This window comes from Bacillus cereus group sp. MS39 (genome assembly GCF_040448665.1).
In the GTDB taxonomy this organism is placed as follows: Bacteria; Bacillota; Bacilli; order Bacillales; family Bacillaceae_G; genus Bacillus_A; species Bacillus_A wiedmannii.
Map to the genome: position 1 here is coordinate 4451592 of NZ_CP123058.1, position 15809 is coordinate 4467400.

A 15809-nucleotide genomic window follows, 5' to 3' on the forward strand; every position below is an offset into this window, starting at 1 on the left:
TCTCATGCAGTTTCCAAATCACCAAATTTTTATTGCCTCATCAGCTAGTGATTTTTGTCTCTCTTCAATGGTTTCCGTATTCCAATAACGATATTGGGTAATTTGCTTAGTTATTTCTATACTACTTTTACGGTACATTTCTATCTTTTTATCAAACAACTTATTTAGAATTTTTTTATTATATTCATTACCCAATAAAGTAAGATTGCCTAGACGCCATAAATATTCTTCCTGTACATCCTCACTAATATCCCAATCACCTATTGCTACAGGCAATATATGTTCTATATGAACATTATTATTATTAGAAATCTCTATTTCATTACTCATATACAACTTGTTTAGTTTCTTATATATATATCTTATTATTGGCTTTGTTTTTAAGGCTACTGTTGCAAAATGTATTTGGAACTCCTCATCATTTATTTTCATTTTATTTATTTTAGTAATTACCTCTTTAGTGGATAATTCATCATTTGAAATTGAATACGCCAAACCAGCAAAAAACACTTCATATTTATTAGCCACATTCTTAGCGATAATAATATTCCTAAAAATGAGATTTTCAATTTCTTGTGCTACTTGTAATATTTGCTTCTCGTTAAACTGTCTGTTATACATAGCCAATATAACAGGATAAAATGAACTAGCATTAAAATTTTTCAAATTACTTATTACATCATTTAAAGCACTGTCATTAAAGATACTAATATCATCTTTTTGGCTAATTGCACTATATACATAAGCTAGCTTCTCTAACTCATTCATTAATTGTAAGCATTTACTTTCAGAATTAATTTTCAATCTCATTTTTTTATATAATGATTGGGAGCGAACAAATTCCTCTTTGGAGTTCCAATAATGACGAATAAATTTAGTAGCATCTGTACCATCTAAATTTACCAACATACTTTCCCATTTATTTTTCACACTATTAATCTGTTTTTTAGAATTTTTAAAAATATGGTTTTTTAATAAATCTGCAGTTTCTAATCCTTTTCCTCTTGCATTTAAAGATTCAAAAATAATAAACGCTTCCTCTAAAGAACTTGTTTCAACGTACATTACCTTAAAATTATTAATAAAGTTTTCGTAAAAATCCCTAACAACCTCTATTTTATCCTGCGTGCTCATCCCAAAAACTTCATCACTCATTTTCCCCATCAAATATTCAAAAGCAAACTCCAAGCGTTTTTGAGATTTTGATTTTGCCGTTAATGTTTGTTGAACCATATCTACTATTTGAATTCTTTGAATAAAAAACTCATTATCATTATCAGAAATCTTTAATTTTAGCCTGTTACTTTCTTGAGACCATCTACCGATATACTTTATTCGTATATCCTCCGAAATCTCTCTAGCAATTGCTAAACTACTATCCTTATTAAAGAAATCTGTAAATATTTTATTAAAAACACTTAATAAGACTACTGAAGTTGTTGTTCTTTGCTGTCCATCAATAATATATTTAACCTTATCTTCTATATCATCATGAACAACAATTTGTCCAAAAAAATGTTCCTCTTCTTCATTATTCCTTAGATTTTTTAGATCCATCCAAAAATCTTCAATTTGATTTTCTTCCCATGAATATTCTCTTTGATAATCTGGAATATGATACTCTCCATCTTGTAAAAAAGAACCTATAGATTTGAAATTGAAATTTTTGATCGACATTGATAATATCCCCCTATAAATTTAAAATAAGACTTATTCTTTAATTAGTTCACTAAGCTTTTCTATAAAAATATTTAACTATTTATTATCACACTAATTTTATATTCCCATTAAATTCTCTCCTTGATCTCTTACATCTTCTTATAAAAACCGCTCTCCATATCGTGCTCAAAGAAATCACTTAACTTACACAAATAAGCAATATAACCTGATATTCCCTTTCAAAAATTAAGAGAAATATGTTCTTTAGCATATCGAAATACCTCTTGTTCGCCATACCATAATCACCTTTTATTCCCAGTCATCGTAAAGAGATCTCCTAATAATCCAGCACTTTCAGATACTTCAATAGTTAATAGCGTTCATTATTAAAGAAGATTTACTTCTCTCATATGAATTATCTTTAATATATTAATTAAGTTCCTTCTGATATTTCTTACTAAATTCTTGTAATACCTTCTTTACACCCCTTGTTTATTTTTCTTTATAATAATCATATCATCTTATTATTAAATAACAGTACTTTTCTTACTTATCTCATATAATTAATATATTAAATTTCCCTACTTCTTTTTTAATAACTATCTTCAAACCATTCCCCATGTTCTTTGACATAAAAAAGACCCTATCCAGTTTATCTTTGAATAGGGATCTCTTTCACGAATTCACTTTATTTACAAATAAAAAGAAGTACCGAAGAGCCAATTTAAATATGTAGAAGAAATGAATGCATTTGCTTGTCCGATGGGATGTATTTTAGAGTAGGTGACAACGGATCGTGAAGGATATCGTCGATATAAATTGAATCCAGAAGACTGCGCTGTTTGTCCGCTACGTGAGTTGTTCTTTTCAAAGGAACAAAAACAAAAAGTTATCACTCATCATATATGGGAGAGAGAAAGATATCGTTAGAAAAAACAAGCTAACAGCTACAGAGAAAAAGTTGTATAAAGTACGCTATTCAACTATAGAGCGAAGCTTTGCGGACGCCAAAGAACTGCATGGCTATCGATATGCTCGGTTTCGGGGGCTGAAGTCTGTCCAAATGCAGGCTTATCTCACTGCAACTTGTCAAAATATGAAAAAAATAGCCCTCCATTTGACCAAAAAGGATCTGGTGGATGGCTATTTTTCTAAATTCTATTATTTTATGTTGTTTTCATTCCCTAAAATAAAAAAGATTACAGAGTGTTGGGAACTCTAAAGGATTTCCCGACACTCTGTAAAAAGAAGAGAATACTTTTTTCTTTTAAACTACAGCAGCTTGTCTTTGATGACATCTCTCGATAATACTTGTTAATATCTGTTTAATTTCCTCCTTTTCATCAGAATCTCTAGCTAACCAATTATTTATCAACATATCTTCTAAAGAATTTATATGTTCCTTAGATTCACCAAAAAAAATACTTTTTGCTGCCAAAGCTATCTTCTGCTTATAATTAATTGCTTCATTAATTGCTTTCTTATCTTCTTCCTCTCTAACTAGTAACATTATATATTCTTCATCCCAAATAATTTGTTCTGGTATTTCTAATGGTAAAAAGTTAACATTATCCTTGTAATATTCTAAGTATTTCTGTTGAAGCTCGAGCTTTTGATCACTTCTGCCCCCGCCTTTATTACCATCCACGATAAACCTAACATCACAATTAGTGACTTCCTTTATTATACTTTGAAGGTTATCTACGTTTATTTCATTGAGAGGCAATGTTTTAATGTCAATAATATCTACATTCGGTCTTTGATCCCCATCAAAAACAATGAAACTATCAAATAGATTTTTTTGAGAGTATACAGGAATATAATGACTTTTGATAGCCTCTGCACCACCTGGATAGTATATAAGTTCTACCATTGATAGATAATCCGTCCCCATTTTTTCTAAAACCGCTTTTAATATTTTTGTTGCAAGTGCATCCTCTGTTTGAATAATATAATTACCTGGAAGAGCTTGTCCTAGAGTTACAAAAGCTTCTTTTGGATAACACCCATCATAAACATTGATTTTATTAGTAACTTGATTAAGTTCAAACTTCTTTATTGCTTCTTTTGGCATATTTTCTACAAAGGTCGAAGAATGCGTTGAAATGACTACTTGGTGCTTCTTTTCAAGTGATAATTTTAAAAGAAGATATTTAAGCCGTTTTTGAGCACCAGGGTGCAAAGACACTTCTGGTTCATCTAATAATATTAAACTACCGCATTCAGCCTTCAATAATTCATGAACTAATTTAACAATTGCTATTTCTCCGCTCCCCGCATGAGCTTCAGAATACATAAATGTACTTCTATCAAGGATAATAGAAGTACCCCATGTTTTAAAAAGTTTATGTTCTACAATCTTACCAGAGCTATATGTTCTTCCTAGAATAAAGGAAATACATTCTAACTCATTTTGATTTAATTCATAAACATTTTGATTTTGTTGTTTACCATTAGATTTATAAATAACATCATTATCTAATACATTTTTAAGCATCCTTGACTGATATCTAATATAATCCTGCTTCTTTTTTGAAGCTAAGTTTGCCCCTAATTCCCCAAAATAAAAGAATTTATCAAAAGCACTTAATTCAGAGCGAAAATCCAGATATAATACATTTTTTTCAATAGGACTATTTCTAGTAGTACTCTGTTGCATCCCGTAAGATTTGACGGGTCTGCTTGTTTCCCAATAGTCAGGTTGATTACCTCTAATCATACGATGATACAACACTTCTTTGGTGGATCCACCTTTTTTATACTCATAAAAGAAACAATGTCTTCTTTTATCTATGCCAAATTCTGCAATAGGATCTACATTGGTGGAAAACCAAAAGTCACTTATATTTTTCCCCTTTGGAGCACCATAAAGAGCCTGTAAAGCTGAACTTTTACCACACCCATTTTTCCCAACAAGTACGGTTACTGGGGATCCAAAAGTTAATTTTGTATCTGGAACAAAATTTTTATAAAATGGAAAGGTTAATTTACCTATGTAATTATCGTATGCACCTTTACTAAAAGCTTGAGCGATACTCCCTATCACTTTTATTTCATCTGATATATCTAAATTCATATTACTAACTCCCGTTATTTTTTATATTCATTTTACAACTTCAAACAAATTCCATCAATTTTTTCATTCTTATAACATTTAAAATTCATTATATAATAATTAACATAAAATAAATCATAAAAAATTAATGTTATTTTATGATCTTTCATATACTAATTAACTAGAATACTACCTTTCCTAATGACCATAAAAACATAATAAGATATTCTAATATTCTCTATGATATAATTTTTATACAGACATCATTAGTATGAATAGGAGGTTAACTACAATGAAAGGTAACAAAGGTGAATGGAGCGAAATATACACATTTTTAAAACTTTTAGGAGAGGGCGCTCTCTATGCTGGGGATGAGAATTTAGAAAAAATTGAAGATGTTTATTATCCACTAGTTTCCATTGTTCGAGAAGAGAATGATCAAAAATATTTTTATGAACATGATTCATCAATTAAAGTAATTGATGAACATAATAATATATTGCTGGAATTAGAGAAAGAAGACTTTATACAAAAATCCTATGAATTATTAGAAAGCTTAAAAGCAGTCAAAGGGAGATCCTTCGAATTCCATACTATCGAAAGTTTTTTAAACTCTATTCATATAGCAAAACTAAAATCTGATTCTAGTAACAAAAGAGATATTACACTTAAAGTACACGATTTAAACACAAATACAAAACCTACATTAGGGTTTAGTATTAAATCCAGAATAGGCGGAAGTCCTACATTACTTAATTCTGGAGAATCCACAAACTTTATCTATAAAATTTGTACAAATAATAGCAGTACCTCTTTTAACGATATTATGGAGAACGTAAATAGAATAAACACTCGCTCTAAGATTAAAGATAGAGTAAAATATTTAATTGAAAATGGGTACGGACTAGAATTTAGCCGTATTGAAAGTGAGAATTTCCAGTTGAATTTACAGCTGATAGACTCTAGCTTACCTCATATTCTCTCTAAAGCAATCCTGTACTATTATAATGGACAAGGTGTATTATTAAGAGATTTAATTAACCTACTGGAAAGTGAAAATCCAATGCTTTTCAATCAAGAAAGAAATCATAGATTTTATGAATATAAAATAAAGAATTTTTTAACAGATGTCGCTTTAGGAATGACTCCACAAAAAGAATGGAATGGGCATTACGATGCCACTGGAGGATATATTATTGTAAAAGAAGATGGCGAAATTGTTTGTTACCATATTTATAATAGACTACAATTCCAAGAGTATTTAATTAACCATACATTATTAGACACTCCTTCAAGTTCTAGATATAAATTCGGTGAAGTATATCTAGATAACAACGAGCTCTATTTGAAACTTAATCTTCAAATACGCTTTAAATAAATAAACAAATAAATAAAGAAAGAAGATAGTGAATCGATTATTTTCTCATCCACTATCTTCTTTCTTTATTATTTCCATAAGTACAATAATAAAATTCTCTTTTTACGTCATCTAATTCAAAGAGAAATTTCACACAGTAAAATCACCAATCATTTGTTTATTTTTATGATATCTTGATCAAGATTTTTCTAAAGAATCTAATGCTTCAACTATTTTATCTGCAATCTCCTCGATTACAGGAATTGTAACTGAATTTCCAAACTGCTTATATCTTTGAGCATCACTCATTTTTTCAGGAAAACTAAAAGTATCTTCACCTGAAGCATTTTTAAATGCGTAACCAACAAATCCTTGCAATTTCCCCCACTCATTTGGTGTCATAATTCGAACCCCTTCAGAATTAAGAGGTGATTTTTTAGACTTAACTAATTTCCCTACTATATCTGGTTTATAATCATAAATTAGATTACGTTCCTTTCCAGATCCCCCCGTAGCTAAGAGTGCATTAGAAACTGGATTTTCAATTTCTGGTAAATTAACTATAGAATATCCAAATCCATTTCCCTTTTTACCTTGAGCTTCTTTATGCTTTTTTAATGTTTCTAAATACCCTTCTGACAAATAGTATTTTTCTCCAACATTGTCTTCTAATACATCTTTTACACTGTCATAGATCTTTTTTCTATATCTACTTTTCGGAAGTGTAAATAAAGGCATAGATTCAATTTTGTCTCTGTAAAGCCTTTGATTAAAACCTACCATATATATACGTGGTCTATTTTGGGGAACCCCAAAATTTCTAGAATTAAGTAAAAAACTTCGAGGGTCATATATTAATTCCCCATTCTCTCCTTTTTCAACGCCAATAACTTTGTAGTCTAATTCTATTACCAATGTTTCAAGAATAGTTTTAAAAGTTTCGCCTTTTTTATGTCGAATTAATCCTTCCACATTTTCAAGTAGAAAAGCTTTTGGGCGTGTCCTTTCAATTATATCCGCTACATCAAAAAATAGAGTACCTCTTGTTTTATCTCGAAAACCTTCTTTTTTTCCAGCTGTACTAAACGCCTGACAAGGAAACCCTCCTAATAATACATCATATGTTAGTTTCTCTACTTTTTCTTTAAATTCAGCACTTGTCACATCATTTTTAGGGTTTTCTGAATAAAGGTGTTCATATGTTTGACAAGCATACTGATCAATTTCAGCTGACAATACGTTTTCAAATCTCCCTGTTAGTTCAAAACCCCTTCTGATACCACCAATACCAGCAAAAAGGTCTAATGTTTTATATTTCATCCGTAATACCTCCGGAAGTTATTATTAATTTTATTATTGATCATTTATGATAATATTAATTCATCGACTCTAAAACGATTAATTATCCAAATTAGTATTCTAACATAAATTACGTAAAAGGAGTGTAAAAATGTCTCAGTATAAATATACCAGCATTGATTTATTTTCAGGTCCAGGTGGACTTACAACAGGATTAAAGCTAGCAGGAATCAAACCCCTTATAGCTGTAGAAATTAATAATGAAACTGCAGAAACATATGCAGCAAATCATCACGTGGATCTTCTCAAATTAGAAGAATATTTACAACATAAAAATACATATGAACATATCTTTAAACCCAGCGACAAATCTGTATTAATTCTTGGAGATGTTCGAGAAGTTACAGATAATTTAATTAGAGAAATTTTATTAAAACGTTTTTCAAAAGAGAGTGTAGATGTAATAACAGGAGGACCGCCTTGCGAAAGTTATTCCATGGCTGGTAAACGTCAAAAAAATGATGAACGTGATCATCTTTATAAACACCTTTCTCGAATTGCAAAAGTAGTAGATGCATCAATACTTTTATTTGAAAATGTAAAAGGTATCCTATCTAAAAAAACAGAAAACCAACAAACTTTTTTCTCTCAAGTTTGTGAGGAATTTGAAAAAACCCAAAATGATGTTTCATTCAGAGTAACATCCTCCCATAAAAAAGATGTACTCCTTAATTGTGCAAATTATGGTGTACCTCAAAATAGAGAGCGCGTATTCATTGTCGGCGTAAACAACAAATACGAAAACACTTATTTTTCCTATCCTCAACAAACACACGGTAGTGATTATTTGATGCCTGTAGTTACTGTTGGACAAGCAATTTTAGACTTACCTGATGTTAATGTTCTAGAAGAAAACGAAGTCTATGAACAAGATAATAATTACATTGAAAATATAGATGATCCTTCACGTAAAAACTTTTTAAAGTTTGTCCGAGGCATATCTCCTTTTTCTTTAACAGAAAATCCCTACGATGGACAAAATCTGGATTCACATAAAGCTAGTAAACATCTCGATAAAATAATTAAAAGAATGTCCTTGATTCATCAAGGTGAAGGTATGAAAAAAGCAGGCGAAAGACTTATTAAAGAGGGAAAACAAGAACTAAGAGATCAATATTTCCCCAAAAAATTATACGCAGCTAGATACAGACGACTAAAAGAGAATACACCATCCTTTACTGTAACATCGCATTGTTTTGACGAAATTATTCATCCTATAAAAAACAGAGCACTAACTCCGCGTGAAGCTGCTAGGTTACAGTCATTTCCAGATTGGTATGTTTTTAAAGGCCCTTATGTAATCTTCCATTCAGATCCGAAACAAGATAGATATGAGCAAATTGGAGATGCTGTTCCACCTTTAGTTGGCTATCATTTAGGATTAGAAATAGTGAATACATTGAATGAGATAGAGAAAAATTCAACTTCTCTTATTTTCAACTAAAAATAAGAGAAGTATTATATAAACTGCATTTGAAATTACAATGCAGTTTATATGGCTTTGTTAAACTTTTATGCTGCAATACGTATTACACCTTTACAAAACCGATAATTATAACCATATGTTTTGAGAATTAATTAGTGTTTATTCGCTCGTTATACCCCCATACCACCCATAACTATCCTCCAAAAATATCCTACTCTCCCCACTCCCCTTATAAAAACTCTCCCAACCTCTCTCCCTCAAAATCCCCTTCCAACTCTCACTCTCCACCATCTTCTTAATAACACCATCCCAATAAGCAACCTCTTCCTCCGTCATATCTTTCGGGCCCATGATTCCTTTCCAGTGCTGGAATATGACGTCGATGCCTTGTTCTTTCCATGTTGGGATTTCTGGTAGGCGGTCTAGTCGTTTTGGTGCGGATACGGCTAGTATTTTTATTTTGCCGGCTTTGTATTGTTTTTCGGCTTCGGATAGGGTCATGGTTGCGGCGCCTATTTGTTTGTTCGTTAGGGCGTTTATGATTTTTTCTTTGTTTTCGTAGACGAAGAATTGTAGTTCGGCTGGGTTTATGCCGAATGCTTTGCTTACTTGTACGAAGGATAGGTGATCGTCGTTTCCTAGGCCGGGGGCAACACCGATTTTGAAGTTTTTCTTGTCTTGTTTTAGTTGTTCCATTAGTTGTTTTGCGTTTTCTATGTTTGAGTCTTTTGATACGACAACGACTTCCCAATCTGATGCTAGTAGCGCGAGCGGGGTGAAGTCTTTATATGTTAGTTTACTGTGGCCTAGTAGGTTGTTCGTTATGAGTAAGCTTGAGTTAATCGCCAGTATGTGTCCGCCTTTTTGTTTCGTATATTTCCATCCGACATCACCGCTGCCACCTACTTTGTTTGTGACAGTGATTGGTTTTGTGAAGATTTTTTCTTCTGTGAGCGTTTTTTGCATCGCTCGTGCTGTTAAGTCCCATCCGGCTCCTTGAACGTTCGGCGCAACGATTTCTACTTTGTCGATGTTCACTTTATTCGTATGGGATTTTTCAGAGGAACAACCAGCTATTACTCCTGTCATGATCCATATATATAGTAATAATCGGTTTTTCATAGTCCTCGCCCTATTCGATATTTTCGTTCTGGTCGTCCGATAATGCCGTATGTGTACTCTACTGTGCATTCGTTTGTCGCCACTAAATATTCTAAGTATCTTCTTGCGGTTGTTCTGGAAGCACCCATTTGCTCTCCCATTTCTTCTATTGTAATGCCCTCTTCGAATCCTTTTATAATGTCTTTTACTTTTTGCAGTGTTAACGGATCAACGCCTGTCGGTAAGTTTTTTACGTCTTGTGTTTGCGAAGTACCGAAAAAGTTATCTATGAGTGCTTGATTCACTTCATTGTTACTATGTAATAATTGCTTCTTTCTCTTATAGTCTTCAATTGTGCGAACAAATTTTTCTAATGTGACCGGTTTTATAAGGTAGTTGCTTACGCCATTTCGAATTGCTTTTTCTAACATATGGTTTTCGTTCGCCGCTGTCACCATAATGACGTCAACGTTTGGAAAATCAGCATGAATTTTCGGCAATAAGTCGGTTCCGATTCCATCTGGTAAATAATTATCTAATAGAAGCAAATCGATTTCTTCCCTTTGTAGTAGTTCCATCGTTTCTTTCGCGTTCAATGCTTTTCCAATCACTTTTACGTCCTTTATTTTTGATAAAAACTCCTCCTGAATTTGCGCGACGCGAAAATCATCTTCTGCAATTGCAACCTTCAACATATGCCCATCCTCCTGTTTGTCATGTACTTTCTTTCAATGTTTTCGGAAGGTAAATTGTAAAAATCGCTCCCCCATTTTTCTCGTTTTGAATTTCAATTGTTCCTCCTAGTAGATCTACCATTTCTTTCACGTTTGCTAGCCCGTAACCACGATCGTTGCCTTTCGTTGAAAATCCTTTTTGAAAAATGGTCGTGATTTTTTCTGCCAGTATCCCTGCTCCACTATCTATCACTTCAAACACAATATCGTGTCCAATATCCGTAACAAAGAAGGAAACATTCTTCTCCTCTTGCTCACTCACCGCATCAAATGCATTATCGATTATGTTTCCAAGTATCGTAATAAGGTGCGAAACTTTTATATGCTCTGGTAATGGATGAAGCGCACTATCTCCTTCAATATGAAAATCAATTTTCTTCTCAGATGCAGTTCCGAGTTTTCCTAATAAAATAGCTTGTACTTTCGCATCATGAATTTGATGGAATAAAATATGGTTTTGGCTTTGATGAATGTTAGATTCTTGTTGGATAAATTCAATCGCTTCTCTGTAGTGCCCTAACTGAAGTAACCCTGATAAGACGAAGAGCTTATTTGTAAATTCATGCGTTTGAGCACGTAAGTCCTCTGAATACTTTCTTACCTCAGATATTGTATTCACAAGGTTTTGCAGTTCTGTTTTATCTCTAAAACTACATACAACTCCTACCGTACTGTTATTTTCGAGTATCGGCGTCATGTTTAAAATAAACACTTTATCTTGAAACGCGATTTCTTGATCGTTTTCTAAAACTCTCTCCATATGAAATTCCGGTAAAGCTTTTGAAATGTGCTGCTGCATATAATCATCATTTGCATGTAGCATCTCTTCTGCCGACGTATTCATCATCGTAATAAAACCGTTTTGATCAATGGCGATAATTCCTTCTTTTATAGATAGTAATATCGCGCTTCGTTCCCGGTATAACGCCGCAATTTCATTCGGTTCCAGACCAAGTGTATCTTTCCTGATGCTACGTGCTAAAAGTATCCCACCAACAATTCCAACTAGTAACACCGCTAAAGAAAAAAGTATAATTTCTTTCGTTCTACTCAATATGTTAGATTCAATGCCTTTTATTAGAAACTCCACTGTCACAACGCCTACGACTTGATCGTAGTCTCCGTTATGAACAATAATCGGTGCCTTTGCCATTAAAGCCGGACCGCTTTCCCCATTTCCTTCGAGCGTATAGTATCCTCCAAAAGTAAGTGCTTCATAGTTATATGGATTGTTACTCTTTGTACCAATTAACTCCGAATTAGAATGGGAATACATAACCCCAAAGCGATCTTCTATAATGACATAATCTGCACCAGCTTGCTCACGAACTTGTTCCGCAATGGATTGGATCGTACTTTTATGCTCGTTATTTTGAAAAGCATCTTTTATAGCTGGCATAAAAGAAAGCGACTTCGCTGTTTGCAGTGCTAGCTGCTCCACTTGGCGCTTCGTATCAACGGACTGAATGTAAACAAATATTCCTGCTAACAGGAGAACGACAAATAAAATTAACGTAATAATTAAGCTTACTATTTTCGTTTGTAATGACACTTTGCGTGATTTCTTCATGCTTCATATCCTTTGATAAAATATTCAAAACTATCAATCTCCTTTTTCTATTATTATGACAAAACTAATAATGAAGCAACTATTAAAACTCTCCATGTACATAAAGTACAAAAAGAATAAAATTGTCATAATATTGAGATTTAATTCTATAGACAGTACAATTCAACTACGATGAACACGCTTTCATAATTATCATTTTATTTATAAGCAAGAGGAGGAATTAGTATGGCTCAAGCAAAATCTAATCGAGTCGCCGGCAATATTTTCAAAGGTTCTGTCGGCAATTTAATTGAATGGTACGACTGGTACGTTTACTCTGCTTTCGCCGTTTATTTTTCAGCAGAGTTCTTTCCTAAAGGAGATCCAACGAGTCAGTTACTGAACACAGCGGCTATTTTCGCAGTTGGATTTTTAATGCGCCCTATCGGGAGTTTATTAATGGGACACTATGCAGATCGGCACGGACGCCGGGCAGCATTAACGCTTTCGATTACAGTTATGGCCGGTGGTTCTTTAATTATCGCCTGTACACCTAGTTACGAAAGCATTGGGATTATGGCACCAATTATTTTAGTTCTTGCTCGTTTACTGCAAGGGTTATCACTTGGCGGAGAGTACGGAACTTCCGCAACATATTTATCTGAAATGGCTAGTAGTGGACGCCGTGGTTTTTATTCAAGCTTCCAATATGTAACGCTCGTTGCTGGACAGATGGTTGCGTTAGGCGTTCAAATTGTTCTTCAGCAATTGCTAAGCGAGCCCGATATGAAAGCTTGGGGTTGGCGTATTCCATTCATTATTGGGGCGATGGGAGCAGTAGCTGTATTATGGCTTCGCCGCACAATGGATGAATCGGAGCAGTTCTCAAACATAAAATCACAAAAACGCGAAAGCGCAGGAACCGTTCGCGCACTTATGAAACACCCGAAAGCAGTATTAACAGTAGTCGGTCTAACATTAGGAGGCACTGTCGCATTCTATACGTACACAACATATTTACAAAAGTTCATGGTAAACACAGTCGGTCTCCCGAAAGAAGTTGTAAGCTGGATTAACTTTGTCGCACTACTTATTTTCGTCGTACTTCAACCAATTGCGGGGCTACTATCCGATAAAATTGGACGCCGCCCACTATTAATGGCTTTCGGTATTCTCGGAACGTTACTAACAGCGCCGATCTTCTTCTTCATGGAAAAAACGACAGAACCAATCGTCGCATTCTTACTCATGATGGTCGGTCTTATTATCGTTACTGGTTACACATCAATTAACGCAATTGTAAAAGCAGAACTCTTCCCAACTGAAATTCGCGCACTTGGCGTAGGTTTACCATATGCCCTAACAGTTGCGATATTCGGCGGAACAGCTGAGTTCATCGCATTATGGCTAAAAAGTATCGGAATGGAGTCACTATTCTATTTCTACGTAGCTGGATGTATCGCGATAAGCTTTATTACGTATTGGCGTATGGATGAGTCATCGAAGACTTCGCAGATTGAGGCGGAGCTTGGTGGGGATAAATTAGTTAACAATAAATCTAGTTAAAATTATGTATTCTATTATCTTCGTTTATCTGAAAAAGCATAATTCATTAATATGCAATTTAAAAACCTCTACTTATATGTAGAGGTTTTTGTATGACGAAAAAACACGTAGTTCCATTGTTATTTTACAAACCCCAAATTCTTCCTCATCTTAAAGTGGAACAAATTTATTACTTAGAGTGTCTAATAAGTGTATTTCTAATATGAGCTGTCCAGATTGGATACAACATATCCCGTTTGACATCTATTTTTATGTATTATAAAAAAATGAAAGGACTTATTATTCCCAAAAGTAAAAAACATGTATTGTAATACTTTCACAGGTGAACCATTACAAGTAGAAACAAAAAAGAAACAGCCCAAACCGTGACTTATCAATCATATAAACGTTTTGGATGTAATTTAACCTGTGAAAATTTAGCTGCAGTAGTATTGTTACCCTATGCCATCTTTAATTGCATTGGTATTTAGAATACCTAGACAAAATCCATATATTCTTGAAAGAGGTTGAAAATTTATGTTCGTTTTAAACAAGTTCTTTAACATTTTACATTACAAAAAGATTGTGCCTGTAGTATTACTTTCATGTGTATCACTTATAGGATGTTCCAATAGTAACACTCAATCTGAACCACCTAAACAAACGAATCAAGCTAATCAAATTAAACAAGAAAATACAGGTAACCAATCTTTCGCTAAACTTGAAAAAGAATATGATGCTAAGCTTGGTATTTATGCACTGGACACAGGTACGAATCAAACTATTGCTTATCATTCAGATGATCGTTTTGCGTTTGCATCTACATCTAAATCATTAGCTGTGGGCGCTCTTTTACGCAAGAACTCATTAGAAGCTCTTGATCAAAGGATTACGTATACTCATGAAGATCTTTCTAATTATAATCCAATTACTGAAAAGCATGTTGATACAGGAATGACGTTAAAAGAACTCGCAGATGCTTCTGTTCGATATAGTGACAGCACAGCACATAATTTGATTCTTAAACAGTTAGGAGGTCCCTCTGAATTTGAAAAAATCTTGAGAGAAATGGGAGATACTGTTACTACTTCAGAACGATTTGAACCTGAATTAAATGAAGTGCATCCAGGAGAAACACATGATACCAGTACACCAGAAGCAATAGCTAAGACACTTCAATCATTTACATTAGGAACTGCACTTCCAATAGAAAAACGTGAACTATTAGTAGATTGGATGAAGAGAAATACAACTGGAGATAAATTGATTCGTGCTGGCGTACCAAAAGGATGGGAAGTAGCTGATAAAACAGGCGCGGGATCTTACGGAACAAGAAATGATATCGCAATTATTTGGCCACCAAATAAAAATCCGATTGTTCTTGCTATACTTTCTAATCATGATAAAGAAGATGCTAAATACGATGATAAACTTATTGCAGACGCAACCAAAGTCGTGTTAAATACCTTAAAAGCTACGGAATAAAGGATAATAGGTTAAAAGTTTTCTATTTTGGCGGGTGTTTTCTCTAGTAGGAGTTGTACCGTATTTTCATCAACTAAAAATTTAATAGTGTCTCAAAAACGAAATTTGGTGCTCCCCCTAAAGCACCTGGACTATAATAGCCAATTAAAAAAATGCAAACAAAACGACCCTTAATCAGTCGTTTTGTTTGCATTTCCTTTTTCTAAAACCACAGAAAAGATAAGTACTATAGTTAACAGCATAATAAACCTTACTTCACTTCCGTCACTTACAAAAAATGAATACAAAGTATAAATTAAAATTAATATTCCATAAATAATTTTGTGCAATGTACTCCCTCCTTTTTGCCGTATATATTTTAGTATAAAAATTTGATTCAAGTCCTATATCCAAATGAAAATAAAAATCACCTGTGATATACACAAAGTACTTTTCTCTTGTTAATTTATCTATTTCACTATATTTATCTATTTTCTTTTTATAACTCAAACTTCTTCGAATCGTATTTTTCTAGAATTTGCTACAATTCATTTTGTTCA

11 protein-coding genes and 1 pseudogene are annotated in these 15809 nt (G+C 33.3%); 5 read left to right on the top strand and 7 right to left on the bottom strand.

Translation table 11 applies throughout. The features are described 5' to 3' along the window. Positions 1–18: 18 nt before the first annotated feature. Positions 19–1677, bottom strand: coding sequence for a DUF262 domain-containing protein (locus QEP67_RS23100; RefSeq protein ID WP_064460006.1), 1659 nt, complete (start codon positions 1675–1677; stop codon positions 19–21). Between the two features lie 684 nt (positions 1678–2361). Here QEP67_RS23100 and QEP67_RS23105 point away from each other — a divergent pair. Further along, positions 2362–2809: pseudogene (locus QEP67_RS23105) on the top strand (transposase); the annotation flags it as partial. A 117-nt stretch (positions 2810–2926) separates the two neighbouring features. Here QEP67_RS23105 and QEP67_RS23110 read toward each other — a convergent pair. Then, complete coding sequence (locus QEP67_RS23110; protein WP_064460005.1) at positions 2927–4735, bottom strand: AAA family ATPase; 1809 nt, start codon at positions 4733–4735, stop codon at positions 2927–2929. 271 nt (positions 4736–5006) lie between these two features. Here QEP67_RS23110 and QEP67_RS23115 point away from each other — a divergent pair, with 271 nt between their 5' ends. Next, positions 5007–6092 carry an HpaII family restriction endonuclease gene (locus QEP67_RS23115; RefSeq protein WP_254661058.1) on the top strand — a complete coding sequence of 362 codons (1086 nt, stop codon included), beginning with the start codon at positions 5007–5009 and terminating at the stop codon, positions 6090–6092. A 177-nt stretch (positions 6093–6269) separates the two neighbouring features. Here QEP67_RS23115 and QEP67_RS23120 read toward each other — a convergent pair whose 3' ends face one another. Next, entirely contained in the window at positions 6270–7391 is a 1122-nt protein-coding gene (locus tag QEP67_RS23120) for a DNA cytosine methyltransferase (protein ID WP_064460003.1), read from the bottom strand. A 130-nt stretch (positions 7392–7521) separates the two neighbouring features. Here QEP67_RS23120 and QEP67_RS23125 point away from each other — a divergent pair, with 130 nt between their 5' ends. Beyond that, on the top strand, positions 7522–8874 hold the full coding sequence (locus tag QEP67_RS23125) for a DNA cytosine methyltransferase (RefSeq protein WP_064460002.1): 1353 nt from the start codon (positions 7522–7524) through the stop codon (positions 8872–8874). Between the two features lie 141 nt (positions 8875–9015). On the opposite strand, the gene QEP67_RS23130 is transcribed toward QEP67_RS23125, so the two are convergent. From QEP67_RS23130 to QEP67_RS23140, 3 genes are read right to left on the bottom strand one after another with little or no spacing between them, the layout of a single operon-like run. Beyond that, positions 9016–9978 carry a tripartite tricarboxylate transporter substrate-binding protein gene (locus QEP67_RS23130; protein ID WP_353706443.1) on the bottom strand — a complete coding sequence of 321 codons (963 nt, stop codon included), beginning with the start codon at positions 9976–9978 and terminating at the stop codon, positions 9016–9018. Continuing rightward, positions 9975–10652 carry a response regulator gene (locus QEP67_RS23135; protein ID WP_048561559.1) on the bottom strand — a complete coding sequence of 226 codons (678 nt, stop codon included), beginning with the start codon at positions 10650–10652 and terminating at the stop codon, positions 9975–9977. The genes QEP67_RS23130 and QEP67_RS23135 overlap by 4 nt, the downstream gene beginning before the upstream one ends. A gap of 19 nt (positions 10653–10671) precedes the next feature. Next, positions 10672–12261, bottom strand: coding sequence for a sensor histidine kinase (locus QEP67_RS23140; protein WP_353706444.1), 1590 nt, complete (start codon positions 12259–12261; stop codon positions 10672–10674). Between the two features lie 225 nt (positions 12262–12486). On the opposite strand from QEP67_RS23140, the gene QEP67_RS23145 reads away from it, so the two are divergent. Next, the gene (locus QEP67_RS23145; protein ID WP_353706445.1) at positions 12487–13806 is read left to right on the top strand and encodes an MFS transporter; all 1320 of its coding nucleotides are present in this window, start codon (positions 12487–12489) and stop codon (positions 13804–13806) included. A gap of 516 nt (positions 13807–14322) precedes the next feature. Then, entirely contained in the window at positions 14323–15270 is a 948-nt protein-coding gene (gene blaIII, locus QEP67_RS23150) for a class A beta-lactamase BlaIII (RefSeq protein WP_000497834.1), read from the top strand. Between the two features lie 170 nt (positions 15271–15440). Here blaIII and QEP67_RS23155 read toward each other — a convergent pair whose 3' ends face one another. After that, the gene (locus QEP67_RS23155) at positions 15441–15599 is read right to left on the bottom strand and encodes a hypothetical protein (protein WP_000548946.1); all 159 of its coding nucleotides are present in this window, start codon (positions 15597–15599) and stop codon (positions 15441–15443) included. Positions 15600–15809 lie beyond the last annotated feature (210 nt).

Excerpts from the sequence above, each read along its gene's own strand:
- QEP67_RS23100 (WP_064460006.1), bottom strand. The coding sequence starts at position 1,677 with ATGTCGATCAAAAATTTCAATTTCAAATCTATAGGTTCTTTTTTACAA.
- QEP67_RS23110 (WP_064460005.1), bottom strand. The coding sequence starts at position 4,735 with ATGAATTTAGATATATCAGATGAAATAAAAGTGATAGGGAGTATCGCT.
- QEP67_RS23115 (WP_254661058.1), top strand. The coding sequence starts at position 5,007 with ATGAAAGGTAACAAAGGTGAATGGAGCGAAATATACACATTTTTAAAA.
- QEP67_RS23120 (WP_064460003.1), bottom strand. The coding sequence starts at position 7,391 with ATGAAATATAAAACATTAGACCTTTTTGCTGGTATTGGTGGTATCAGA.
- QEP67_RS23125 (WP_064460002.1), top strand. The coding sequence starts at position 7,522 with ATGTCTCAGTATAAATATACCAGCATTGATTTATTTTCAGGTCCAGGT.
- QEP67_RS23130 (WP_353706443.1), bottom strand. The coding sequence starts at position 9,978 with ATGAAAAACCGATTATTACTATATATATGGATCATGACAGGAGTAATA.
- QEP67_RS23135 (WP_048561559.1), bottom strand. The coding sequence starts at position 10,652 with ATGTTGAAGGTTGCAATTGCAGAAGATGATTTTCGCGTCGCGCAAATT.
- QEP67_RS23140 (WP_353706444.1), bottom strand. The coding sequence starts at position 12,261 with ATGAAGAAATCACGCAAAGTGTCATTACAAACGAAAATAGTAAGCTTA.
- QEP67_RS23145 (WP_353706445.1), top strand. The coding sequence starts at position 12,487 with ATGGCTCAAGCAAAATCTAATCGAGTCGCCGGCAATATTTTCAAAGGT.
- blaIII (WP_000497834.1), top strand. The coding sequence starts at position 14,323 with ATGTTCGTTTTAAACAAGTTCTTTAACATTTTACATTACAAAAAGATT.